The 24,713-nt window shown below is 66.7% G+C and carries 16 protein-coding genes, 2 pseudogenes and 1 riboswitch; of the genes and pseudogenes, 13 read left to right on the top strand and 5 right to left on the bottom strand.

What is annotated here, in order from left to right:
- Window positions 1-34 precede the first annotated feature (34 nt).
- Window positions 35-138: riboswitch (purine riboswitch) on the top strand.
- Between the two features lie 164 nt (window positions 139-302).
- Entirely contained in the window at window positions 303-941 is a 639-nt protein-coding gene (locus NYE40_RS23245) for a xanthine phosphoribosyltransferase (RefSeq protein WP_052333205.1), read from the top strand.
- Window positions 934-2,241: a nucleobase:cation symporter-2 family protein gene (locus NYE40_RS23240; protein WP_339279028.1), complete on the top strand. Its 1,308-nt coding sequence runs from the start codon at window positions 934-936 to the stop codon at window positions 2,239-2,241. The genes NYE40_RS23245 and NYE40_RS23240 overlap by 8 nt, the downstream gene beginning before the upstream one ends.
- 599 nt (window positions 2,242-2,840) lie before the next feature.
- Here NYE40_RS23240 and NYE40_RS23235 read toward each other — a convergent pair.
- Window positions 2,841-3,326, bottom strand: a pseudogene (locus NYE40_RS23235) (general stress protein); the annotation flags it as partial.
- Window positions 3,327-3,736: 410 nt separating this feature from the next.
- On the opposite strand from NYE40_RS23235, the gene NYE40_RS23230 reads away from it, so the two are divergent.
- The 4 genes from NYE40_RS23230 (at window position 3,737) to lepB (ending at window position 6,200) form a co-directional block, all read left to right on the top strand.
- Window positions 3,737-4,228, top strand: a complete 492-nt coding sequence (locus NYE40_RS23230; RefSeq protein WP_146000437.1) for a hypothetical protein — start codon at window positions 3,737-3,739, stop codon at window positions 4,226-4,228.
- A gap of 80 nt (window positions 4,229-4,308) precedes the next feature.
- Window positions 4,309-5,079, top strand: a complete 771-nt coding sequence (locus tag NYE40_RS23225) for a hypothetical protein (protein WP_101807553.1) — start codon at window positions 4,309-4,311, stop codon at window positions 5,077-5,079.
- A gap of 99 nt (window positions 5,080-5,178) precedes the next feature.
- The gene (locus NYE40_RS23220; protein ID WP_043111303.1) at window positions 5,179-5,682 is read left to right on the top strand and encodes a hypothetical protein; all 504 of its coding nucleotides are present in this window, start codon (window positions 5,179-5,181) and stop codon (window positions 5,680-5,682) included.
- Window positions 5,679-6,200, top strand: a complete 522-nt coding sequence (lepB, locus tag NYE40_RS23215) for a signal peptidase I (RefSeq protein WP_052333206.1) — start codon at window positions 5,679-5,681, stop codon at window positions 6,198-6,200. Before NYE40_RS23220 ends, lepB begins: the two co-directional genes overlap by 4 nt.
- 119 nt (window positions 6,201-6,319) lie before the next feature.
- Here the strand turns inward: lepB and NYE40_RS23210 are convergent, their stop codons facing one another.
- Together NYE40_RS23210 and NYE40_RS23205 are read right to left on the bottom strand one after the other, a co-directional pair.
- Entirely contained in the window at window positions 6,320-6,946 is a 627-nt protein-coding gene (locus NYE40_RS23210) for a response regulator transcription factor (protein WP_228551761.1), read from the bottom strand.
- A 202-nt stretch (window positions 6,947-7,148) separates the two neighbouring features.
- Window positions 7,149-8,168: an LLM class flavin-dependent oxidoreductase gene (locus NYE40_RS23205; RefSeq protein ID WP_028598835.1), complete on the bottom strand. Its 1,020-nt coding sequence runs from the start codon at window positions 8,166-8,168 to the stop codon at window positions 7,149-7,151.
- 199 nt (window positions 8,169-8,367) lie between these two features.
- On the opposite strand from NYE40_RS23205, the gene NYE40_RS23200 reads away from it, so the two are divergent.
- The 4 genes from NYE40_RS23200 to NYE40_RS23185 all read left to right on the top strand — a co-directional run bounded on the left by NYE40_RS23200 (window position 8,368) and on the right by NYE40_RS23185 (window position 16,704).
- Window positions 8,368-10,128, top strand: coding sequence for a methyl-accepting chemotaxis protein (locus tag NYE40_RS23200; protein WP_084137200.1), 1,761 nt, complete (start codon window positions 8,368-8,370; stop codon window positions 10,126-10,128).
- An 82-nt stretch (window positions 10,129-10,210) separates the two neighbouring features.
- Window positions 10,211-12,280, top strand: coding sequence for a catalase (locus NYE40_RS23195; RefSeq protein ID WP_101807554.1), 2,070 nt, complete (start codon window positions 10,211-10,213; stop codon window positions 12,278-12,280).
- A 204-nt stretch (window positions 12,281-12,484) separates the two neighbouring features.
- A complete protein-coding gene (locus tag NYE40_RS23190; protein WP_028598837.1) occupies window positions 12,485-13,393 on the top strand; it encodes a LysR family transcriptional regulator in 909 nt (302 codons plus the stop codon).
- 272 nt (window positions 13,394-13,665) lie between these two features.
- Window positions 13,666-16,704 carry an efflux RND transporter permease subunit gene (locus NYE40_RS23185; protein WP_153784525.1) on the top strand — a complete coding sequence of 1,013 codons (3,039 nt, stop codon included), beginning with the start codon at window positions 13,666-13,668 and terminating at the stop codon, window positions 16,702-16,704.
- 123 nt (window positions 16,705-16,827) lie between these two features.
- On the opposite strand, the gene NYE40_RS23180 is transcribed toward NYE40_RS23185, so the two are convergent.
- Window positions 16,828-18,021, bottom strand: coding sequence for a glycosyltransferase family 1 protein (locus NYE40_RS23180; RefSeq protein ID WP_028598839.1), 1,194 nt, complete (start codon window positions 18,019-18,021; stop codon window positions 16,828-16,830).
- 756 nt (window positions 18,022-18,777) lie between these two features.
- A complete protein-coding gene (gene pepT, locus NYE40_RS23175) occupies window positions 18,778-20,010 on the bottom strand; it encodes a peptidase T (RefSeq protein WP_028598840.1) in 1,233 nt (410 codons plus the stop codon).
- 360 nt (window positions 20,011-20,370) lie between these two features.
- Between pepT and NYE40_RS23170 the strand changes: the two are divergent.
- The 3 genes and pseudogenes from NYE40_RS23170 to NYE40_RS23160 all read left to right on the top strand — a co-directional run.
- Window positions 20,371-21,165 (top strand): annotated as a pseudogene (locus NYE40_RS23170) (DUF6492 family protein); the annotation flags it as partial.
- Between the two features lie 209 nt (window positions 21,166-21,374).
- Window positions 21,375-22,721, top strand: a complete 1,347-nt coding sequence (locus NYE40_RS23165) for a glycosyltransferase family 4 protein (protein WP_101807556.1) — start codon at window positions 21,375-21,377, stop codon at window positions 22,719-22,721.
- Window positions 22,718-24,346: a sugar phosphate nucleotidyltransferase gene (locus NYE40_RS23160; protein ID WP_101807557.1), complete on the top strand. Its 1,629-nt coding sequence runs from the start codon at window positions 22,718-22,720 to the stop codon at window positions 24,344-24,346. The genes NYE40_RS23165 and NYE40_RS23160 overlap by 4 nt, the downstream gene beginning before the upstream one ends.
- The last annotated feature ends 367 nt before the right edge of the window (window positions 24,347-24,713 follow it).

The following is a 24,713-nucleotide window of genomic DNA, read 5'->3' as shown; positions in this document are numbered from 1 at the left end:
TTGCCAGCCCTTGTCGGATTGTGTAGGATACGTTAAAGATAACTGAATACAAGCTCGTATAATCATGGGGATATGGCCCATAAGTTTCTACCGGACGACCATCGCAATCGTCTGACTATGAGTGGGAGCGCCCGCGCGGGCGGCCGGCCCGGACCTGGAATCAGGTCCGCCGGACCGCTTCGCGCAGGCGCCGACAGGACTTGTCATCGCAGACAGATCTCACTTGGAGCAGCGCGCCCAGGGGAGGTCTGTCTTTTGTTTTGCCGGATGAGGGGAATCGAGGAGAAGAGGGGCGACGGACAATGGAAAAGCTGGAGCAAAGGATCCGCCAGGAAGGGCTGATCCTCTCCGACAAGGTGCTGAAGGTGGACTCGTTCCTGAACCACCAGGTCGACACGAGGCTGGCGCTGGAGATCGGGCAGGAATTCGCCCGCATCTTCGCGGGACGCGGCATCACCAAGGTGCTGACGATCGAGGCGAGCGGCATCCAGTTCGCGATGGCCGCGGGCATCGCGCTGGACGTGCCTTTCATCTATGCCAAGAAAAAGAAAGCCGTCACGCTGACGGAAAACCTGTTCACGGCCGAGGTCGTGTCGTTCACCCGCGGAGAGACGTATCAGGTGAGCATCTCGCAGTCGTATCTGACGCCGCAGGACCGCGTCCTCATCGTGGACGACTTCCTCGCGACGGGCGCGGCGCTGGTCGGGCTCGTCGACATCGTGAAGCAGTCGCGCGCCGAGCTGTGCGGCGTCGGCTGCGTCATCGAGAAGAGCTTCCAGGAAGGGCGCGGGCTGCTCGAGGAGCTCGGCGTCGAGGTGCATTCGCTGGCGCGGATCGCGTCCATGCGCCCGGGCGAAGTGACCTATGTGCGCGAGGCGCAGGCGGCGGCATCCGCCGCATCCGCGCCGGCCGGCGGCCAAGGCGGAATCTCGCATGGCTAAGCCGCTCGCTCCCGGCAAGGTGGCCGCGCTTGGCCTGCAGCATGTGCTGGCGATGTATGCCGGCGCCGTCGTCGTGCCGCTCATCATCGGCGGCGCGCTCGGCCTGACCGAAAAGCAGATCGCCTATCTGATCGCCGCGGACCTGTTCACCTGCGGCCTGGCGACGCTGCTGCAGGTCATCGGCTCGCGCTGGTTCGGCAGCCGCCTGCCGGTCGTGCTCGGCTGCACGTTCACGGCCGTCGGCCCGATGATCGTCATCGGCTCCGAATACAGCCTCGCCGCCGTCTACGGGGCGATCATCGTCTCCGGCCTGTTCGTCGTGCTGGCGGCGCCGCTCTACGGCAAGCTGCTGCGCTTCTTCCCGACGGTCGTCACCGGCTCGGTCGTAACGATCATCGGCCTGTCGCTCATCCCCGTCGCGATGAACAACGTCGCCGGCGGCCAGGACGCCGCCGACTTCGGCGCGCCGCGCAACCTGCTGCTCGCGCTGCTGACGCTCGTCGTCATCCTGCTCGTCAGCCGCTTCGCGCGCGGCTTCCTGCGGGCCGTCTCGGTGCTGGTCGGGCTCGCGGCCGGCACGGGCGCGGCGTATGCGATGGACATGGTGAGCTTCGGCGGCGTCGCCGAGGCGTCGTTCGTCAACGTGCCGACGCCGTTCTACTTCGGCGCGCCGGAGTTCAGCCTCGTGGCGATCGGCACGATGATCCTCGTCAACATCGTCAGCATGGTCGAGTCGACGGGCGTCTATCTCGCCGTCGGCAAGGCGACCGACCAGAAGGTCGAGCAGCGCCAGATCGTGAACGGCCTCCGCTCCGAAGGCGCGGCGATCATGCTCGGCGGCGTGCTCAACGCCTTCCCTTATACGGCGTTCTCGCAAAACGTCGGCCTGATCCAGCTGACCAAGGTGAAGACGCGCAACGTCATTTTCGCCGCGGGCGGCATCATGGTGCTGCTCGGCCTGCTGCCGAAGCTGGCGGCGCTGACGACCGTCATCCCGAATGCCGTGCTCGGCGGCGCGATGATCGTCATGTTCGGCTCCGTCGCCGCGGCGGGCATGAACATCCTGTCCGAGGTCGACCTGCGCAAGGAAGGCAACCTCATGATCGTCGCCTGCAGCCTCGCCGTCGGGCTCGGCTCCGCGACGGTGCCGTCGATGTTCGCGCAGCTGCCGACCGAGCTGTCGATGCTGCTGCAGAGCGGCATCGTCACCGGCTCGATCACGGCGATCGTGCTCAACCTCGTCATGACGCGCCGCCGCGAATCCGCCGCCGCGTTCCAGGAGGCCGGCGAAGCTTCCTGAGCGGGTCGAGCCAGGGAAGAAGCTTCCTTGCCGGGACGTCCGCATGGCTGTCCGTAAAATAAAGAAAGGCCTCTCCGAACAACGGATGAGGCCTTTCTTCATCTTTTGCGGCGCGCCGCCCTCGCTCTATTGAAGCGGAGCTGTCCGCTTAAGGAAGGCTGCCGGCCACGCCTCGCGTGGCGTTAAAACCGGTTGTCGACCTTGTCGCGCAGGTTCTGGGCGCGCTCCTTGAGCGTGACGTCGCCGTCGCCGTCGCGGTCCTGATTCAGCGGCGGACCGTCCCGGCGGACGCCGTTCTCTTCATAATAACGGCTGTCCCGCGTGCGTCCCGGCTCGGCGTAGCCGTCGGCGGCGCGATAGCTGCCGTCCACCGGATCGCGGTCGCTGCCGATCACCCGGCCGTCGCGGTCGCGGTCCAGATCGGTATCGACGTAGCTGTCGCCGGCCAAGCCGATCGTCGTCGACGCGTCGGGGCGGCCGGCCCGCACCGGCGTGCCGTCCGGGTAGACTTCGCCTGCCGGCACCGCCCCGGCATCGCCGGGCAGCTCGGTCGCGGCCGCCGACTGGCCGTAAGGCTGCACGTCGCGCTCATACGAGGGGGCGTTGATGGAGCCGGTGCTCCGCAGGGAGTCATAGACTTCATGGTCGCGCTCGGCGCGCGATTCGACCAGCACCAGGATGTTGCCGTCCTGGACATATTCATGGTAAAGGGAAGCCTCGTTCTCCGGAATGCCGAGGCCGATCAGCCCGCCGACCAGCCCGCCGGCTCCCGCTCCGACGGCCGCGCCGGTAAGCGCGGCCGCAATCGGGCCGGCCGCGACGATCGGGCCGATGCCCGGGATGGCCAAGGCGCCGAGGCCGACGAGCAAGCCGGTCATGCCGCCCAGCATGCCGCCGCCCGCCGCTCCGGCGGCGACGCCCTCCGGCGCCATCGTGCCCGTCTCCTCCTGAATCGTCGAGACATCGCCCTTGTCGCGGGCCAGGATCGAGATGTCGTCGCTATCCACGCCCCGCTCCTTCAGCAGCTCGATCGCCTCGATCGCCGCCTGCTCCGTGTCGTATACGCCTACGATTTTTTTACTCATGTCCATTGACCTCGCTTTCGTGGAGTCGTCGAGCTTGCTTCCGTACATGCATTTCCTGTCGTGGAAATTATATAACCGGTCGGCCGATTCGATAAACGGAAGGCATCCCAGCGCGGGGCGATGCAGATCTAGGTCCAAAGAATGTCAAAATCCGACTTCTGTCGACAACATTCGAGTGATGTATGGCTCGAAAGGATACCTTGTACGGCACTTTGGGCTACTACACTGGGGTTGGAATGGACGGAACAAGGAGGAAGAGTAGCATCCTTTCGACGAGGCGGGTCTCGCTGTGGTATTCCATCGGACTGATAAAATTGGGGCGAACTGGAACACCGCAAAGTATCCTCGGGGGGGAGGCCTCGGCGCGCGCCGCTCCTCTATACTGAGTACAGACAGCAGGACGAAAGCTCTTGAGACGGAAGGTCGAGGTGAACGGAATGAAACGGAGAGGCTTGGCTGCCGGCACGGCAGCGCTGGCGCTCGCGGCGGCGATCGGTTCGGGAACAGCCTTTGGCCAAGCGGGCATCAAAGCGGCGGTGCAGGAATGGTATTCGGAAGCTTTCGGCCAGAAAGCGGACGAGCTGCGCTGGGGGGCGGAGCGCCAAGCCGCCGAGTCGTTCCGGGAAGCCGCCGACCTGCTCGCTCAGCAGGCCGAGCCAACCTACGGGAAGCAGGTCGAAGAGGCCGCTGAGCGGGCCCGTCAGAGAGCTTTCGACACCTACAGCGAGCATCTGGAGCGCTATCTCCGCGAGCTCGACGAAGCGGATGCCGCGCTTACCGGTCCGGAAGGCGGCATCGGGCGGCAATTCAACGAAGCATCGGCGGCGGCGCGAGCCCAAGCGGATGACGAGCTGGAGCGCAGCCTGGACGAGCTTTTGACGGAGCTGACGCAAGGGGAATAAGCGCTCGAACCGGCGGCAAGCCGGATGCGGGAAGCCTTACATAACTCAACCAAAACCAATTCAAAGGGGATAAATCAATCATGGCTATCAAAATGCTTAAAACGAAAATCGCAGTCGGCGTCGTCGCAACGGGAATCGTAGCCAGCATGGGAACGGCATTCGCAGGCGTGGACATCGCAGGCCAATTCAACAGCTGGTACAACAAGCAGTTCCGCTCGGCAACGACCGAAGTGGCCGTGAAGGCGCTCATCGAGAACGGCAAGAAGCTGGACGCCTACAACACCGAGTACAAGCAGCTGAAAACGGAATCCGTAAACGGCGTCGTGTCGTACCAGAAGCAGCAGTCCGAAGGCTCCATGAAAACCATCAACAGCCAGAAAAACGACTACATCAACCAAGTCAACGCGGCGGCGGACAGCCTGTCCTCCAAAGCGCCTGCAGACTTCGATAAATTCGTGAGCGACGTGAACGCGACGGTCGACACGGCGAAAAACCTCGCCAAGGGCGTAGGCGAGATCGATCTGAAAAGCTCGGTCGAGAGCCAATCCAAAGCAAGCGTAGAGCAAGTCGGCAAAGACGTCGCTGCCTACCAGAAGTCCTCCACGGACAACCTGACGGCGACGATCAAGGACCGCCAGGACAAGCTCAGCAAGCTCATCGAGGAGCAGGCAGCGGCATCCGATGCGGAGATCCGCGCCCATATCGAAGCCAAAATCGCCGAGCTGCGCGCCGAGCTGAGCGCTTATGCGAAGCAGCAGGTCGAAGCCGCGCAGGCGAAAGTAAAAGCCGAAGCCGACACCAAGACGAAAGCCGCGCTTGCAGCGCTGGATGCGGCGGCAGTCATCAAGTAAATCGAGCGCAATCGCAAGGAAGGGAGCAGCATGGCGGGGATGCCCGTCATGCTCTTCGCTTCATGGCTTTACGGCTGAAGAGAAGGAGCGGGAACCGACATGAGGAAGCAGCGGAGCGGCGCGAGGGCCGCGAACGGATGGTGGCGAAGAATGGCGATCGGAGCGGCGGCGATCGCGTCCGCGATGGCGATTACGGCCGGAGCGGCCTACGCCGACGTGGATCTGAAGGGCAGGATCATGGCTTGGGCAGGCTTGCAGGCCGATGCCGCCGTCTCCGAGCTCGATCGCGCCATCCAGGACGAGACCGCTCGGCAAGCAGCGGAGCTGCAGCGCCAGGTCCGCTCGGAGCTGGAGCGCCAAGCGGCTGAGTTCGAGCGATTCTCTGCGGAGCTGCAGACAGCCAAGCGCCAGGAAATCGCCGACTATGCCGAGTCGCTGCTCTCCTCCCGCAGCTTCGACAGCGAGGAGCAGAAGCGGGAGTACGCTTCCCGTCTTGAGGCGGCAACCGCTGCCGCGCTCGCTTCCTTGTCCGGCGTAGACATGCCCGCTGCCGCGCCGACGGTGTCCGGCGACGTATACGCTGGAGACGGCGCGACGCCATGAGCGGCCTGAAGAAGGAGCTGTGGGGCTGGGTCCGCTATATCGCGGGCTTGGCGGCCGCCGTTTTCCTCATCACGAGCATCGCAGGGCTGAACCGCGTCTCCGGGGAGTCGATGCAGCCCTCTCTGGCCGACCGGGACATCCTGCTCGTGAACAAGCTTTCTCGGTATATCGGCGAGCCTGCTTACGGAAAAGTCGCCGTCATCGCCAGCAGCAGCCTCGGCTATCGTCTCGTGAAGCGGGTCATCGGCCTACCGGGCGACATTGTCGAGATTCGGGGCGGCATCGTCTATGTCAACGAGGAAGCCCTCCCGGAGCTGTATTCGACGGGCGATCCGGAAGACATGGCTCCGCAGCCGGTGCGGCCGGAGCATGTCTTCGTGCTCGGGGACAACCGCGAACCCGGCGCGAGCCTGGACAGCCGCAATCCGAAGCTCGGCCAAGTGCCGGTGAGCGAGATCGAGGGCTATGCCTTGATGAGGCTCCTTCCTTGGGGAGGCATAGCAGGTCCGCTGGACTGACCGGAACGGATCCTGCGGAGCCGTCCGCGGATGCCTTCGGGGACGTACGATAAGCGGCAACGGAAAAAGAGCCGGCGGACCCATGTCCGCCGGCTCTGTGCGTTTGCATGCAGGAAGCATCAGCTGCCGATCGCCGACCGGCTCTGATGGTAGTAGAGCGCCGCCTTGGTACGGTCCGGCAGGTCAAGCTTGGAGAGGATCTGGCTGACATGCTTCTTGACCGTGTATTCCGTCACGACCAGCCGCGCGGCGATCTCCTTGTTGGACAAGCCCTCGCTCAGCATCTGCAGCACCTCGCTCTCCTTGGGCGTGAGGCCGGCCGTGATGTCGGCGGGCTGATCCGTCAGCCGCGATTCGAGCAGCTCGACGTCGTAATACTTGCGGCCGCGGGAGATCATGCGGATGGCGTGGATCAGCTCCTCGGGAAGTGCCTCCTTGAGGACGAGGCCCTCGACCTGGAGCTCGAGCGCGCGCTTCAGCTCCGCTGGCGGCATCGACGAGGTCAGATAGACGAACCGGCATGACGATCCGGCTTGCCGGAGCTGTCCGATCACTTCCAGGCCGCTCTGCTGGTTGATGCGGTTGTTCATGATGCAGATGTCCGGGCGCAGGCTGTGGATCAGCGACTGCGCCTCCTTGCGGTCCGAGGCTTCGCCGACAACCTGAATCGAGTCTACCCCGGACAGGATAGACGTGATGCCGCGCCGGACGAGCTGGTAAGGGTCTACGACTATGACTCCGATCATCTGAATCCCCCTCTCTATCGGAACGGTCATGCCGCTATGGGATTTCAATTGGCATGAGCTATTATACAGTTACTTCATTATCCGATCAATCCGAAATATGGGAATATTCCGTTGACGCCATACGCCGCATCGCCAAAAAAGCGAGCCTCTCCAGCCGGAGAGGCTCGCTTTTTGGGTGGAAGCAGGAACGGAAGCCGGCCGCTCAGCCCAGCTCCCGGAACGCTTCGGCCGTCAGGCGGCAAGAATGCAGCCGCGCCGCGTGATCGAAGATCTGGCTGGCGACGATGAACTCGTCCGCCCTGGTCTCTTCCTGGATCTCCGGCAGGCGCCGCTTGACGGTCTCCTTGCTGCCGGCGATGGAATAGCGCAGCGTGCTGGTCAGGATCGCCTGCTCCTGCGGCGAGAGCAGGCCGTCCATCGAGTCGACCGGGGGCTGCAGCTTGCCGGTGCGGCCGCGGACAATGTTCAGGAACTGCTGCTGCTGGGAGGTCGCGAGCCACGCGGCGATCTCGTCCGTGTCGGCGGCGATGACGTTCACGGCGACCATCGCATAGGGCCGCTCCAGATGGCGCGACGGCTTGAAGCTGCTGCGGTAGAGCGCCAGGGCCGGCAGCAGGTAGTCGGGCGCGAAATGGCTGGCGAAGGCGAACGGCAGGCCGAGCTCGCCGGCGAGCTGGGCGCTGAAGCCGCTGGAGCCGAGCAGCCAGATCGGAATGTCGAGCCCTTCTCCCGGAACGGCGCGCACGCCCGGGGCGGCCGTGCCGAGCGTCGGGTCGAAATAGCCGCGCAGCTCGCTCAGCAGCTCGGGGAAGTCCTGCCCGCCGGCAGTCAAGCCGCGGCGCAGGGCGCGGGCGGCCGGCTGATCGGAGCCGGGCGCGCGGCCGAGGCCGAGATCGATGCGGCCCGGATAGAGCGATTCGAGCGTGCCGAACTGCTCGGCGATCGCCAGAGGAGCATGGTTCGGCAGCATGACGCCGCCGGAGCCGACGCGGATGCGCTTCGTGCCGCCGGCGACATGGCCGATGATGAGCGCGGTGGCGGAGCTGGAGACGCCGGGCATGTTGTGATGCTCGGCGAGCCAGTAGCGCGTATAGCCGAGCTCGTCCGCGAGCTGAGCGAGCTCGAGCGTGCGGCGGAACGACTCGGCTGCGTCCGAGCCTTCGGTGACGGGCGCGAGGTCCAGCAGAGAATAGGGAATCGGCGTATGGTCAGAGGGGGTCATGATCGTTCCTCCTTGAACGTAATGGACATTCTTGTATCTATAATACTAAATAAACGGATGAATGCCTAATCGCCGGTCAAGAACTGGGTCCATAGACTCATTTATTCCCCGATCCAATCCGATTATATAGATGATAAGACCTATTTTCGTCTAATGTATTCGTATCGTTACATCCGTAATCAAAGCGAGGGATGGCAGAATGTTGAAGCTTCGTACCGTATTGTCTCTCGGGTTCGCCGGCGTGCTGCTCCTGACGATGGTCGTCGGAGGCGCCGGCTGGTTCCAGGTTGGCTCTGTCAAAGGGACTTACCAGCAATTGATGGAGGAGCGAGTCGGGAATATCGTCCTTATTCAAAATCTGCGCTATCTCGCGGCAAGCGAGGACAAGAACATCCGCGGCTACCTGTTGACGGGCCAAGAGAAGAACTACACGGCCTACAATCAGGATCGGAAAGCTTTTGCGGCCGGGATGGAGCGGCTGCAGGCAGACATGCGGGAGGAGAAGGCGGCGGGTCTCGTCACGGAGCTGCACCGTCTGGAAGGCGAATATGGGAAGGTCGTCGCCGAGCTGACGAAGCTGCGGCAGCGCGGCGACACCGAGGGCTACACCGCCCTGCTGGTGGAGAAGAGCATTCCCTTGTCGGCGCAGCTGTCGGACAAGGCCGCCGAGCTGGAGGCGTTCCAGCAGTCGCTGCTGGACGAGTCGATCGCCGCGTCGCAGGAGCAGGTGGAGCGGACGAGGCTGGTGCTGGCGATCGTCGCCGCCGCCGCGCTGCTCGTCGGCGCTGCCGCCGCGGCCTGGCTGACGCGCCTCATCGTCCGGCCGGTGCGGGCGACGGCGCGGCTCGCGGGCGACATCGCCTCGGGGAACCTCGGCGGCGAGGACATGGAACGGCCGAGGATCGCGGAGCTGGGCGCGATGGCGGAGTCGGTCAACGCGATGAAGGCCAAGCTGTCCCGTCTCATCGAAACGATCGGCGACAATGCGGACGAGCTCGGAGGGGCGGCGCGGCTGCTGGCGAGGAGCTCGTCATCGGCCGAAAAGGATTCGGAGCGGATGGTGGAGACGATGCGTCTCATCTCCGAGTCGGCCGAAGGCCAGCGGCAGCGCATGGGCGAGAATCGGACGGCGCTGGAGGAAAGCTCGGTGAGCTTGAACGGCGTCGCGGAATCGGCGTCGCTGACGGCGGAGTCGTCGGAGCGGGCGATGCAGGCGGCCGAGGAGGGCAAGGCGCGCATGGCCGAGGCGCGGCGCCGGATGGACTCGGTCGGAGCGGCGATCGAGCAGGCCGGCGCGGTAGCCGAGCGCCTCGTGCGGCAAGCGAAGGAGATCGGCCAGGTGACGGATGTGATCACGGCCGTGGCCGAGCAGACGAAGCTGCTGTCGTTCAACGCTTCGATCGAAGCGGCGCGCGCGGGCGAGCATGGCCGAGGCTTCGCGGTCGTCGCCCAGGAGGTGAAGAAGCTGTCCGACGAAACGGCGGCGTCCTCGGTGCGGATCGCGGCGGCGGTGCGCGGCATGGCGCAGCAGGCCGATGAGGCGGCGGAGGCGATGGTGCGCGGGCTGGAGGAGACGAAGGCGGGCTTCCGCGAGCTGGAGCGGACCGGAGCGGCGTTCGATGACGTCAACGAGTCGATCGCGGTCGTCGCCGAGCAGGCGCAGGAGGTGTCGGCGTCGACGGAAGAGCTGTCGGCCTCGATGGAGGAGCTGCTCGCCTCGAGCGACGATCTGCTCGGCCTTGCGACGTCGATCGCGAAGCATACGGTTCACGCCGAGGAGCTGTGCGCGGCCCAGCGGGGCGTCATGCAGGAAGTATCCGCTTCGACGGAGCAGCTGCGGGACATGTCCGACGCGCTGCGCCAGGAGCTGAGCGGCTTCCGCAGAGCGGAGAACGCCGGATCGCCGCCAGGCCGGCGCGACGGAGCTGCGGCGGGCGGCTCCTCGCCGGACGCCGCCTAGAAGCTCGCGCTCTTGATTGGGGACCGTCCCCTCCGGTTAAGGAGGGAGGACATCAACCCATCTGGAGGAGGACGTTTTTTCCATGAGCGAGCAGCCGAAGCGGCACCCGAACGAGACGGCCAAGACGGAGCGACTGAAGGACTTCACCGTCGACAACGACGGGCAGAAGCTGACGACCAATACCGGCCTGCATGTAGCGGAGGACGAGCATTCGCTGAAGGCGGGCGTGCGCGGCCCGACGCTGATGGAGGACTTCCATTTCCGCGAGAAGATGACGCACTTCGACCATGAGCGCATCCCCGAGCGCATCGTGCATGCGCGCGGCGCCGGCGCCCATGGCTACTTCCAGGCGTACGAGCCGCTGACGGAGCTGACGGAGGCGGGCTTCCTGCAGGACCCGTCCAAGCAGACGCCGGTGTTCGTGCGCTTCTCGACCGTCGCCGGCTCGCGCGGGTCGGCCGATACGGTGCGCGACGTGCGCGGCTTCGCCGTCAAGTTCTACACCGAGGAGGGCAATTTCGACCTCGTCGGCAACAATATGCCGGTGTTCTTCATCCAGGACGCGATGAAGTTCCCGGACTTCATCCACGCCGTCAAGCCGGAGCCGCATAACGAGATTCCGCAGGCGCAGTCGGCGCATGACACGTTCTGGGACTTCGTCGTCCACAACACGGAGACGGCCCATATGGTCATGTGGGCGATGTCCGACCGCTCGCTGCCGCGCAGCTACGCGATGATGGAGGGCTTCGGCGTGCATACGTTCCGGCTCGTCAACGCCGAGGGCAAGGCGCGCTTCGTCAAGTTCCACTGGAAGCCGCTGCTCGGCACGCACTCGCTCGTGTGGGACGAGGTGCAGAAGCTCGGCGGCAAGGATCCCGACTTCAACCGCCGCGACCTGCATGACTCGATCGAGGCCGGCCGCTGCCCGGAGTGGGAATTCGGCATCCAGGTGCTGGAGGAGGAGGACGAGTTCAAGTTCGGCTTCGACATCCTCGATCCGACCAAGCTGTGGCCGGAGGAGCTCGTTCCGGTGCGCAAGATCGGCAAGCTGACGCTGAACCGCAATACGGACAACTATTTCGCGGAGACGGAGCAGATCGCGTTCCACCCGGGCCATCTGGTCAAGGGCATCGACTTCTCCAACGACCCGCTGCTGCAGGGGCGGCTGTTCTCCTACACGGACACGCAGCTGTCGCGCCTCGGCGGCCCGAACTTCAACGAGCTGCCGATCAACCGACCGATGTGCCCGGTGCACAACAACCAGCGCGACGGCATGCACCGCATGACGATCAACCGCGGCCCGGCCGCGTACCACAAGAACGGCATCGCCGGCGGCTCGCCGCATCCGAGCGCGGACGGCTACAAGCATCATCAGGAAAAGGTCGAGGGCCATGTCACGCGCGAGCGCAGCGACAGCTTCAAGGACCATTACAGCCAGGCGGCGCTGTTCTGGAACAGCATGTCGGACGTGGAGAAGGGACATATCGTCTCGGCGTTCAGCTTCGAGCTCGGCCATGTCAAGGACAAGGCGCTCCGCCAGGCCGTCGTCGACATGTTCGCGAACGTGAGCGGCGAGCTGGCGGCGGGCATCGCCGCCAACATCGGCGCGGCATCTCCGGCGGAGGCGGACGGCGCAGCGGGCAAAAGCAAGAGCGGCGCTTCGCCGGCGCTCAGCATGATGAACACGGTCAAGACGCCGAAGGGCCGCAAGGTCGCGGTGCTTGTCGCGGGAGGCTTCGACGGCGCGGCGACGGACGCGCTCGTCCGCGAGCTGAGGGCGGCCGGCATCGTGCCGGAGTTCTGCAGCACGCGGCTCGGCCCGATCAAGAGCGGCAGCGGGGCGGACGTCGAGGCGGACCACAGCTTCCTGACGAGCGACTCGGTGCTGTTCGACGCTGTGCTCGTCGCCGGCGGCAAGGCGAGCGTCGAGGCGCTGGCTGCCGAGCCGAAGCTGGCGGACTTCCTGAAGGAGGCATTCCGGCATTTCAAGGCGATCGGCTTCGCCCGGACGGAGGACGCGGAGCGGCTGCTCGCGCTTGCCGGCATCAAGGCGCAGGCCGGCGATCCGGGCCTGCTCGCAGGCGATGGGCTCGGCCAGCCGTTCATCCAGGCGGTCGCCGAGCATCGCCACTGGACGCGTCAGGCGCAGTAGCGGATGGACGGACGGGTGCGGGGGCGGCGGCGAATCCGGTCCGCCGCGCGCATGTCCTTCATGCAGGCATGACCAGGTATGACTTGGTCATGCCTTTCATTTTGCCGGCCGCTCAGCCCGCCCGCCGAAGCCCGGTTCGTTTACGGATGCGGCCGTCTCCCGTTATACTAGCCCTATCCGAACGAGCAAGGAGGACGAGCCAGCATGACGCTGCAGCAGCTGCGCTACATCATCGAGGTGGCGGCGAGAGGGTCGATGAACGAGGCGGCCCGGCGGCTGTTCATCTCGCAGCCGAGCCTGTCCAAGGCGGTGCAGGAGCTCGAGCAGGAGCTTCAGATCACGATCTTCCGCCGTACGAACAAGGGCATCGAGCTGTCCACCGAGGGGACGGAGTTCCTCGCTTACGCGCGCCAGGTCGTCGAGCAGGCGGACCTGCTGGAGAGCCGCTACCGGAGCGCCCGCCAGGCGCCGCAGCATTTTTCCGTCTCGACCCAGCACTATGCGTTCGCCGTGAACGCGTTCGTCCGGCTCGTCGAGCAATACGGGCAGGAGGAGTACGATCTGGCGCTGCGCGAGACCAAGACGCATGAGATCATCGAGGACGTGCGGCTGCTGCGCAGCGAGATCGGCATCCTCTACCGCAACGAGTTCAACGCCCAGGTCATCCAGAAGCTGCTCGCCTCGGCCAGCCTGGAGTTCCACAGCTTGTTCACGGCCGAGCCGCATGTGTTCATCAGCATCCGCAACCCGCTCGCCCGCAAGGCGAGGGTGACGGTCGAGGATCTGGAGCCGTACCCGTACCTGTCGTTCGACCAGGGCGAGTACAACTCGTTCCATTTCGCGGAGGAGATCCTCAGCACGCTGTCCCATCCCAAAAGCATCCGCGTCAGCGATCGGGCGACGCTGTTCAACCTGCTCATCGGCCTCAACGGCTACACGATCTCCACCGGCGTGCTGAGCAAGGACCTCAACGGCAACGAGATCATCCCCGTGCCGCTGGAATGCGACGAGACGATCGAGGTCGGCTGGATCAGCCAGCGGCAGCGCGCGCTTTCCCGGCTGGGGGCCGCCTACGTCGAGGAGCTGGAGCGGGCGGTGCGGCGGGAGGACTGAGCAGGTCCGGGAGGACGATCTCCCGGGCTTTTTTGCATGCGAAAAAAAGGAAGCCCGCGGCCGTTCGTCCGCTCTCGATCCCCATGCTTCCGCGTCCGCCTCCATCCGCAGGCGGAGCCCGATCCCCGACCGAAGTCCGGGCCCTTTGCCCTCCCGCGGATGGGAATGAATACCATCCCCCAGCCGTTTCCAGGCCTCCCCGGGCGCAAGGTACACTTTCTATGGCACTTTAATCAGACAAAGAGCAAGCGATGATGGGGAGGAAGATGGGGATGAGGTCATTCATTCAAGGAGCATTCCGAAACAAGGCGGCGGTGTGGCTATGCGTCGTGCTCGTGCTGGCGATGGGGACGGCGAGCTACCTGAAGCTGCCGATGGAGTTCCTGCCGGAGGCGGACAATCCGGAGGTGACGGTGACGACGATCGGGCCGGGCTACGACGCGGCGTCGATGGAGGCGCTCGTGACGAAGCCGATGCAGGAGGCGACGGCGGGCATCAAGGGCAAGACCGCTTCGTTCGCCTCGTCCGGCGACAGCTACTCGCAGCTCAATCTGAGCTTCGACTCGTCGACGGACATGAAGCAGGCGCGGATGGACGTGGAGCGGGCGATCGCCGCCGTGCCGCTGCCCGAGCGGGTTGCCCCGCCCTATGTGATCCAGCTGAACACGTCGATGATCCCGGTGAGCTGGGTGACGCTGACGTTCGACGATACGGTGGCCGAGGCGAAGCGCGCCGAGGCGGAGAAGGACATTCTCGAGGCGTTCCAAGGCATCGACGGCATCGGCGCGGCGCAGCTGTCGGGCCGTCCGCAGCCGTCGGTGACGGTAGCGCCGGACCCCGATAAGCTGGCCGCCAAGGGCTTGCCGCTGCAGGCGCTGTACGGCGTGCTGCAAGGCCGCACGGGCTCCGCCTCGGTCGGCGAGAGCCAGCTCGGCGGCAGCGCCGTCAACCTGAACGTGGCGTCGACGCTGCGCGACGTCGAGACGCTGCGCAAGCTGCCGGTCGCTCCGGGCGTCGCGCTCGGCGACGTGGCGCAGGTCGAGGCGAAGAGCGAGGCCGGCGGCATCAGCCGGCTCGGCGGCAAGGACGCGCTCGTCCTGACCGTGACCAAGGCGCCGGGCGCCAACGCAGTCGCCGTCGGCGAAGGCGTGGAGAAGGCGGCCGAGCGGCTGAACGAGGAGATTCCCGGCGCGGAGCTCAAGGTGCTCATGAGCACCTCGGAGCAGGTCGTGCATTCCGTGAACAGCATGATGAAAGAGGTGCTGCTCGGGGCGCTGTTCGCGACGCTCGTCATCCTCGTCTTCATGCGCAACATCCGCGCGACGCTCGTCACGATCGTGTCGATCCCGCTGTCGCTCGGCCTGACGCTCTATCTGCTCGACCTGTCGGGCGTGTCGCTCAACATCCTGACGCTCGGCGGCGTCGCCGTCGCGGTCGGACGGCTCGTCGACGACAGCATCGTCGTCATCGAGAACATCTTCCGCCGGCTGCAAAAGGAGCGCTTCTCGATCCCGCTCGTCGTCGACGCGACGCGCGAGGTCTCGACCGCGATCACCGCGTCGACGCTGACGACTGTCGCGGTATTCCTGCCGATGGGCCTGCTGCGCGGCTCGCTGCAGGCGTTCCTGCTTCCTTTCGCGCTGACGGTGACCTACTCGCTGCTCTCGTCGCTGCTCGTCGCGCTGACGGTCATTCCGCTGCTCGGCGCCGGGCTGTTCAAGGGCGTGTCGCTGAAGGAGCATGGGCCGTCCCGCCGCTTCCAGCGCTTCCTCGACTGGAACCTGCGCCGCAAGTGGCTGCCGCTGACGGCCGCCGTCGTGCTGCTCGCCGGCTCGATCGGCGCCTATGTCGCGATGCCCAAGGGCGCGCTCGACACGTCGGACGCCTCCAACCTGACGGTGACGCTGAAGTTCAAGGCGGACGCGACGCAGGAGCGGATGGACGCGGACGGAGAGAAGCTGGAGTCGTATCTCCGCAGCCTTCCTGAGCAGGAATGGGTGTACATGTCCGCCGGAGGCAACGCGGAATCGGCCCAGTACGGCGGAGTCGCGTCGCGGACGCAGATCAGCTATATGCTCGGGCTGAAAAAGGGGACGGACGCGGAGGCTCTGGTCGAGCAGGTGAAGGCGAAGGCCGGAGCGCCCGCCGACGCCGCGCTTGAGGTGCAGACGTCCAGCCTGATCGGCGGGGGCGGCGGCTCCCAGGTGTACGTGGACGTGACGGGACCGGACGCGGCGACGGCGAGCTCGGCCGCGGCGAAGGTCATGGCCGCCATCGAGCCGGTCCGGGACGTGCTCAAGGTCGAGAGCAACGAGCAGGAGCGGAAGACGGTCTACACGCTTGAGGTCGATCCGGCGAAAGCCAAGTCGGCGGAGCTCGCCCAGCAGCTGCAGGGCATGCTGAATCCGGTGCCGATCGGCATGCTGGCCGGGGAGGACGGGCGGCAGACGCCGGTCGTGCTGCAGCCGGCGCTCGCTCCGGCGGATGCCGCGGAGCTGGACGCGCTGACCGTGCTCACGGACGCCGGTCCGCAGCCGGTATCGGCGGTCGCCAAGTGGGTCAAGGAAGAAAAGCCGGCCGTCTATTACCTCAAGGACGGCAAGCCTTACGTCCGCATCGCGGCCGAGGCGGAGCCGAGCCGGCTGTCCGTCGTCGGCGCGGATATCGCCAAGGCGGTGGGCGGCCTGAAGCTGCCTGAAGGCACGCATGCCTATGTCGGCGGCGCCTCCGCGGACATGTCGCAGGACTTCGCCGATCTCGGCATGATCGCGCTCATCTCGATCGGCATCGTCTACCTCATCATGGTGCTGACGTTCAAGACGCTGCGGACGCCGCTGGCGATCCTGTTCACGCTGCCGCTCGCGGCGATCGGGGCGGTGCTCGGCCTGATCGTGACGCAGGTGACGCCGGACTTCACGGCGATGTTCGGCGCGCTCATGCTGATCGGCATCGTCGTCACCAACGCGATCGTGCTGCTCGACCGCGTCAAGCAGAACGAGGAGACGATGCCGATCCGCGAAGCGCTGCTCGAGGCGGCCGGCACGCGCATGCGGCCGATCCTGATGACGGCCGTCGCGACCGTGTGCGCGATGCTTCCGCTCGTGTTCGGCTCGGCGGAGAGCGGCAGCATCGTCTCGCAGAGCCTCGCGATCGTCGTCATCGGCGGCCTGATCGTCGCCACCGTGCTGACGCTCGTCATCGTGCCTTGCATCTACGAGCTGCTGTTCTTCCGCAAGGCGGCCCGCCAGCGCCGCGAGGCCGCAGGCGCCGCGCCGAAGCGCGAGGAAGCCGGCGAGGCTCTCGCTCTGTAGAGGACGGACTCGGGCCTTCGGGCAGATGGAAAAGAAGCCGTTCCCCCGCTTCGGCGCAGGGGAACGGCTTTTTGGCATGCGGGCCCGGGCAGGGGGGCGTAGGCCGAGCCGGGCCGAGCGCGGTCAGCCAGTGCGGTACGAACGGCCCGCATGCTCTGCATGCCGGGAGCGCTCGATCACCTCGCCGTACTGCTCCAGCAGCTCGTCGAAAATCGAGACCCATGAGCGGGTGACGGCATGGCTGCGGCCTTGCTCGCCCATGCGGCGCGCCAGCTCCGGGGCGGCCGTCAGCCGCTCGATGGCAGACGCGAAGGCGGCGGCGTCGCCGGGCGGGCAGAGCAGGCCGGTCGCTTCGTGGCGCACCGACTCCCGGATGCCGCCGGCGTCCGCGCCGATGACGGGCAAGCCGCTCGCCATCGCTTCCAGCGCCACGTTGCCGAACGTCTCCGTGCTCGATGGAAAGACGAACAGATCCGCCGACGCGTACAGCTCGGCCAGCTCCTCGCCTTCGCGATAGCCGGCGAATATGGCGTTGTCCGGCGCTGCGGCCCGCAGCTCCGGCAGAGCGGGGCCGTCGCCGACGATCAGCCAGCGCGCCCTTCCCTCCCGGGAAGCGGGCAGCCTGCGCAGCAGCTCGGCCAGCGTGGCGACATCCTTTTCCGGCGCGATGCGGCCGACGTAGAGCAGGATGCGCTCGTCCGGGGCGATGCCGAAGCGCTCGCGGACGAGCCCCGCGCGGCGCTTGGCGGGATGGAACAGCTCGCTGTCGACGCCGCGCGTCCACAGCCGGAGGCCGCCGACGCCCTGGCGGTAGAGGGCGAGCAGCGTCTCGCGCGACGGCGCGAACGTCGCTCCGCAGCTGCGGTGGAACCAGCGGATGTAGCGCCAGTAGAGCGGGACGGCTTTGGCCATGCCGTAGTAGGCCAGGTAGCGGTCGAAGTGGGTGTGGTAAGAAGCGGCATGGGGCAGGCCGCGTCGCCGGGCGTAGCGGAGGCCGCACAGGCCGATGTTGAACGGCGTCGCCAGATGAAGCAGGTCGGGGCGGAAGCGGTCGAGCTGCTGGCGGATCGACAGCAGGTTGGGCAAGGCGAGGCGGCATTCCGGATAGAGCAGGAACGGGACGCTGGGAGACGGGCGCAGCGACAGCGGCGGCGCTTCCGGGGCGGGAGGCGGCGTTGTCGCTTCTTCAGGCGAGGCGGGGGCGAAGACGAGATGCTCGATGCCGCGGCGCTCCAGATGGGCGGTCAGCCGCCCGAGCGTGCGGGCGACGCCGTTCATCTGCGGGGCGAACGTATCCGTAAACAAGGCGAGGCGCATGGCGATCCCTCCCGGTTCGGTCGTAGCGAAAGCGGCAGATTCGGCGATCCCGTCCCGCGCGCTCTCTCGGCTAGAGCCTACCGGACGACTGTCAGCGCCGGATCAGCGCGGGGTGTAGAGGTTGTAAATGAGGGCGGCTTTGGCGGTGGTGGCGCGCTAGCGGTTCGGCAAGAGCTTGGCTTCGAGGAGCGGGTTCGGCGGGCGATAACTCGAAAAAATCGAGTTACGGGTCGCCAAAGAGGGAGCGGGGTGGGCAATAAGTCGGAAAAATCGAGTTACGGGGCACCGAGGAGGGAGCGGAGTGGGCAATAAGTCGGAAAAATCGAGTTACGGGGCTTGGAGGAGGGGGCTGGGTGGGCAATAAGTCGAAAAAATCGAGTTACGGGTCGCCGAGGAGCGGGTTTGATGCAGTTCGGCAGGCTGAACGCACAAAAACGCCGGCAGGCAAGGAGCGGCGCTCCCTGTCTGCCGGCGTTCATCATCATGCGTCTAACTTTTGCCTAGGCGCCCGTGCCTGCAGCATCCGATCCTGCGTATCCGCAACGCTCGCGCCTGCAACGTCCAAACCTGCGTCCGGCGCCTGCGTATCCGCAACGCGCACAATTTCAACGCCTACGTTTGCAACGTCCGCATCTGCATCCGAGCCTGTGTTTCCACAACGCGCGCGCCATAACGCCTACGCATGCAACGCGCGCGCCATAACGCCTACGCCTGCGGCGCTTAGGCGCCCGCCGCCTCCCAAGCCCGGCGGGCGGGCTAAGCCTGCTCCTCCGCCAGAGCGGCGATGCGCAGGATGACCTCGGCCGCCTTGACCATCGTGTCGGCGGACACATATTCGTAGCGGCCGTGGAAGTTCTCTCCGCCCGCGAACAGGTTCGGCGTCGGCAGCCCCATGTAGCTCAGCTGCGACCCGTCCGTGCCGCCGCGGATCGGCTTGATGTCCGGCTTGACGCCGCAGTCCTCGAGCGCCTGCCGCGCCAGCTCGACGATGTGCATCACCGGCTCGATTTTCTCGCGCATGTTGTAGTACTGGTCCTTCAGCTCGAGCGTGACGCTGCCCGCGCCGTACGTCTGGCGGAACTCCTCGGCGATCGTCGCGAGCAGGCTCTTGCGGTTCTCGAAGCTTTCGCGGTCGAAGTCGCGGATGATGTAGCGCATGCGCGTCCGATCGACCGTGCCCTCGAACGAGATCAAGTGGAAGAAGCCCTCGTAGCCCTCCGTGAACTCCGGCACCTCGCCCGCCGGCAGGCGGCCGTGCAGCGCCATGCCGATCGACTGCGCGTTCAGCATCTTGCCCTTGGCGTAGCCGGGATGCACGTTTTTGCCCTGGATCGTGACGACGGCCTCGGCGGCGTTGAAGCTTTCGTACTCCAGCTCGCCGAGCGGACCGCCGTCCATCGTGTAGGCGAAGTCGGCGCCGAACGCCGCGACGTCGAAGCGATGCGGCCCGCGGCCGATTTCTTCGTCCGGCAGGAAGCCGACGCGAATCCGGCCATGCGGAATTTCCGGATGGGCGGCCAGATAGGCCATCGCGGTCATGATTTCGGCGATGCCCGCCTTGTCGTCCGCGCCGAGCAGCGTCGTGCCGTCGGTCGTAAGCAGCGTCTGGCCCTTGTAGCCGGCCAGCTCGGGGAACTCGCGCGGCGAGAGCGTAATGCCGGGCTCCGCGCTGAGCACGATGTCGCCGCCGTCGTAGCTCTCGATGAGCTGCGGCTTCACGTTCGTGCCGGTGAAGTCGGAGGCGGTGTCCATATGCGCGAGGAAGCCGATCGTCGGCACGGCCTTGGCGCTCGTCGCTGGCAGCGTCGCCATGACGTAGCCGTTGGCGTCGAGCGTGACCTCGGTCAGCCCGATCGCCTCCAGCTCGTCCGCCAGCTGGCGCGCCAGCACGAGCTGGCCCGGGGTCGAGGGGCATGTCTCGCTGCTGTCGTCGCTCCGCGTATCGACGGCCGCATAGGCGACGAAGCGGCGGATCAGTTCCGATTTCAGATCATGCTTGTCCATGAAAAAAATCTCCTTTGCTGTGCTGGGACGGCTCGTGGAGCCGCCGCTTCAGCGGAATCTGTCGCTTGCGCCTGCCGCGCCGCCTCCAGGACGGCTCAGCAGGCTCTTCATGCGTCCACTATAGCAGGTGCGCGGGCACATAATCCAGCGAGGCCGGCGCCAGCGGCATTCCTCCGAGCGCTGGGTCGCGGCGCAGGCCGCCATTTCCCCGAAGCGCCTGTCCGGCCGGCCGCCCGAGCCGCCAAGGCATCGGCCCCTTCATCCTGCTTGCCCAGCCCCGGCCCCCGCGGGCGGCATATGCTGGTGGCAAAGCTTTTGACGACCGTACAGGAGTTGATCGAAACCATGCCGAAGCCGAAGGCGGCGGGAGCCGCAGCGCTCCCCCGCATCGACGTGCTCATCCCCGCGATCGAGAAGGACCTTCCGACGCTGCCCCATGTCATCCGCGCCGCGCGCGCCCAGGTGCGCCATCCGATCGGCGAGATCGTCATCGTCGCCCCCCGCAAGGACGCCATCGTCTCCCTGTGCCGCGAGCACGGATGGAGATTCGTCGACGAGAACACCGTGCTGCCCCTGACGAAAAAAGACATCCATTACCGCTCCGCCCGCTGGGAGCGCTCCGGCTGGCTGTTCCAGCAGCTGCTCAAGCTGAGCGGCGACAAGCTGTGCTCGGCCGATTTTTTCCTCGTCATCGACGCCGACACCGTGCTCATTCGGCCCCACACGTTCCGCTCCGGCGGCCGCACGACGTTCTACACCCGCAGCTGGACGCAGCCGGAGTACCTGCGCATGCACGAGCGGCTCATGGGCCGCAAGGCGGCCGCGCCGCGCTCGCTCGTCACCCACTACATGCTGTTCGAAAAGGCGAAGCTGCGCGACATGAAGCGGGACATCGAGATGCGCCACGGCATGAGCTGGCATCGCGCGATCCTGACCAAGCTGAACCGCTCGCAGCAGTTCGGGTTCAGCGAGTACGAGACGTACGGCAACTATGTGTACAGCCGCAATCCGGCCGCCGTGCGGCTGCGTCCGGCGCTCAACCGCGCCCTGCACGACGGCGTCCGCAGCCTGACGCCGGAGCGGACGCGCCAGCTGGCCGCCAAGCATCGCTCCGTGAGCTTCCACGAGCGCAAAGGCTATGTGCGCAAGGCCGGAGCGTCCGCGCGCCGGATCGAAGCGCCGGCCGGAGCCGGCTCAGCTCGGCGCACGCTCGGCGGAAGCGGACGCGCCGATGACGCGGGCAGAACGGCTTTCCTGCGCGGCGGGGCGGCGAAGCGTCGGCCGCCGGCCTTTGCCGGACCGAGGCTTGCCGCTTGCGCCGCCGTGCGGCGAGGCGGGGGCGGCCGCCGATGAAGCCGCGCGGCAGCGGCCGGGCCGGACACGCCGCGCCAGGGCGGGGCCGCTCGCCGCAAGCCCGCCGCTCCGGCTGGTCCGTCGACTGGCGCGGCCCGCTCGGCCGCGCCGGCGGACTGGGCGGAGCGAGCCGGAGCTATGTGCGCGCGCTGCGCGGGGCCGGCCTGCCGGTGAACGCTTCGGCGGCCATGGGGCAGCCTGCCGCCGGCCGGCTTGCTCCGGGGACCCGCCGGATGCTCGTGTACCATTATCCGCCGCATACGCTCGATCCGGATCGGGCGCGCCGGGCCGGCTACGGACGGGTCGTGCTCAACGCCGTCTGGGAGACGTCGCGCATCCCGTCCCAGTGGCGCAGGACGATCAACCGCTACGATGCGGTGCTCGTGCCGTCGCGGCACAACGTGCAGGCGATGAAGGACAGCGGCGTCAGCGTGCCGGTGTACCGGGTGCCGCACGGGGTGGACACGCGGCGGTTCCGGCCGGGCAGGCCGAAAGCCGCGCTGTCTGGAGCGGAGGGGCGCTTCGTCTTCCTTTCGGTGTTCAGCTTTCAGCATCGTAAAAATCCGGAGGCGCTGCTGCGCGCCTACGCGGAGGAGTTCAGCGAAAAGGACTCCGTGCTGCTCGTCATCAAGACGAGCGGCTGGCGGGAAGCCGGCGGCTCGGCGGGGGCAGAGCGGGCGATCCGCCGCTACGTGGCTTCGCTGCGCCTGTCGCATCGGCCCGCGCCGATCCACATCGTCGCCGGCCATATCGGCGAGCGTCGGCTGCTGGGGCTGTACGCGTCGGCGGACGCCTTCGTGCTGCCGACACGGGGAGAAGGCGTCGGCATGCCGTTCATGGAGGCGCTCGCGAGCGGCGTGCCGGTCATCGCGCCCCGCTGGGGCGGGCAGAGCGACTTCCTGACGGACGGCAATTCGTTCGCCGTTCCTTACAAGCTGCGGAAGCCGGCGGAAAGCATGAAGGGAGCCGGCGCGATCTCGCGCCGGTTCGGCGGCCTGTTCGCGCAGGAGGGGCAGCTGTGGGCCGAGGCCGATCTGGCCGGGCTGAAGCGGCAGCTGCGCGCCGCGAGCCGGGACGTCGCGCTTTGTCGGCGTAAGGGCCGGCAGGGCTGCCAGGACATGAAGAGCTGGAGCTGGGAAGCGGCGGGACGGCAGCTGCGGCAAGCGCTGGAGAGGATCGGGACGCAGCCGCCGCGGGGCGGCGCGGCCGCTTCGCGGGAGAGCGGCGAGGCCGATCCGCCAGGCTTTGTTTCGGCCGCGCTGCGCGGACAGCGCCGGCGGGCGCCGCGCGGGAGCGGGAGCGCTCCGGCAGACGCCAAGGAGAGGAGAACGAGACGGAAGTGAGACTTATCCTATTGTCCGGAGGCTCGGGCAAGCGGCTGTGGCCGCTGTCCAACGAGATTCGGTCGAAGCTGTTCCTGAAGCTGCTGCCCGCACCGGACGGCACCCTCGAGTCGATGATGCAGCGGCTGTGCCGCCAGCTGCGGGAGGAGGGGCTGCTGGAGGGAGCGGTCATCGTGACCCATCGCAGCCAGGCCGAGATTACGCGCGCCCATGCCGGAGCGGACGTGCCGATCGTGGAGGAGCCGGCCAAGCGCGGCACGTTCACGGCGGCGGCGCTCGGCGCCGCCTATCTGGCCGGTCCGGGCCGCGCGCCGGAGGATGAGGCAGTGTGCGTGCTGCCGGTCGACCTGTTCGTGGAGGCGGACTTCCTTGCGCTGCTGCGGCGGCTGCCGGAGGCGCTCGCCCGCGGCGCGGACCTCGGCATGATCGGCACCGAGCCGACGCATCCTTCGGCGCAGTACGGCTACATCGTGCCGATCCGCGAGCCCCGCCCCCGCCGGCCGAAGCGGCGTGCGGCGGCCGGCGGCCGGAAGTTCGGCGGCATGACGGACGCTGGCGCGGGAGCGGGAGCGGGCGAGAGAGCGGCGCGACCGGACGCGGATGCAGGCGCAGACGGAGCGGGAGTTGGCAAGAGCGCAGCGCGGCCGGACGCGGATGCAGGTGCAGACGGAGCGGGAGTTGGCAGGAGCGCAGCGCGGCCGGACGCGGATGCAGGCGGAAACGGCGCGAGAGCGGGCAGGAATGCGGCGCCGCCTGGCGCGGACGCAGGCGCAGACGGAGCGGGCGCGGGCTGGCTGCCGGTCGGGCGCTTCGCGGAGAAGCCCGATCCGCCGGCGGCGACGAGGCTGATCAAGCAGGGCGGGCTGTGGAACAGCGGCGTCTTCGTCTTTCGCCTAGGGTGGCTGCTCGGTCAGCTTCAGGCGAGGGGATATCCGTCCTCGCTGCCGGAGCTGCTGCGGGGCTACGACGAATGGAGCGAGAAAAGCTTCGATCAGGAGCTGGCGGAGAAAGCCTCCCGCAGCCTCGTGCTGCGTTATGCCGGCAGCTGGAAGGATCTCGGCAGCTGGAGCACGTTCCTCAGCCAGCTCGGCGAGGCGCAGCTGGGGCCGGGAGCCGTATCGGCCGGCGCCCGCAACACCCATCTCATCAACGAGCTGGGCTGCCCGATCCACGTCATCGGCATCTCCGACGCGGTCGTGGCTGCGAGTCCCGACGGAATCCTGGTCGCGAGCAAGGAGCACTCCGACCGGATCAAGGAAGCGCTTCGCGAGCTGCCCGGACTGCCGATGCAGGAGGAGAAGCGCTGGGGCAGCTGCCGCACGCTGGAGATCGACCGGCTGAGCGGCGGCGGCCAGGTGCTGACGCGGCGCGTCGCCGTCCATGCGGGCAAGTGTACGAGCTACCATCTGCATGAAGGCAAGGAAGAGGTGTGGACCGTGCTCTCCGGCGAGGGGCGCTTCATGCTCGAGGACGAGATCTACCCGATCGGACCGGGCAGCGTCATGCGGTTTCCTCCCGGCTCGCGCCATGGCGTCAAGGCCGTGACCGAGCTGCAATGCATGCAGGTGGAGATCGGACGGGTGCTCGACGAGCGGGACATCGAGCGGCTGCTGATGAGCTGGTAGAGCTGGCGAGCGCGATGCAGGCAGGCGGTTGCAGTGAAAGTAGGCGAGCGCAATGCGCGAAAGCGGGCACGCTGTCGCGGCAGGCGGACACCTCGACAGGGAGGCTTTGCCGCCGCGAAAGCTTGCGACGAATCAGCTCGTTAGAGGGCTTCAAGCGGCCCCATTGAAAATCTAACGACGGATGAAACGCTTAGAGCGGCAAAAGCCGCCGAAACATGGCCGAAACACGCGCATCGGGACATCTAAGCGCGTGAGGAATCGTTAGCGCCGCGAAAGCAGGCCAAATGAGCTTCTAAGCGTCTGACGCGTCGTAAAGGTTGAAGCCGCGTCAATGAGGCGGCTTTCCCTGACCGCGGCAAGGCAATGG

Origin of the sequence: Paenibacillus sp. FSL W8-1187, assembly GCF_037965485.1 — a bacterium.
Taxonomy (GTDB): Bacteria; Bacillota; Bacilli; order Paenibacillales; family Paenibacillaceae; genus Paenibacillus_O; species Paenibacillus_O pasadenensis.
Note: the sequence above shows the minus strand (reverse complement) of the source record. Positions and strands in the feature narration are given on the sequence as shown.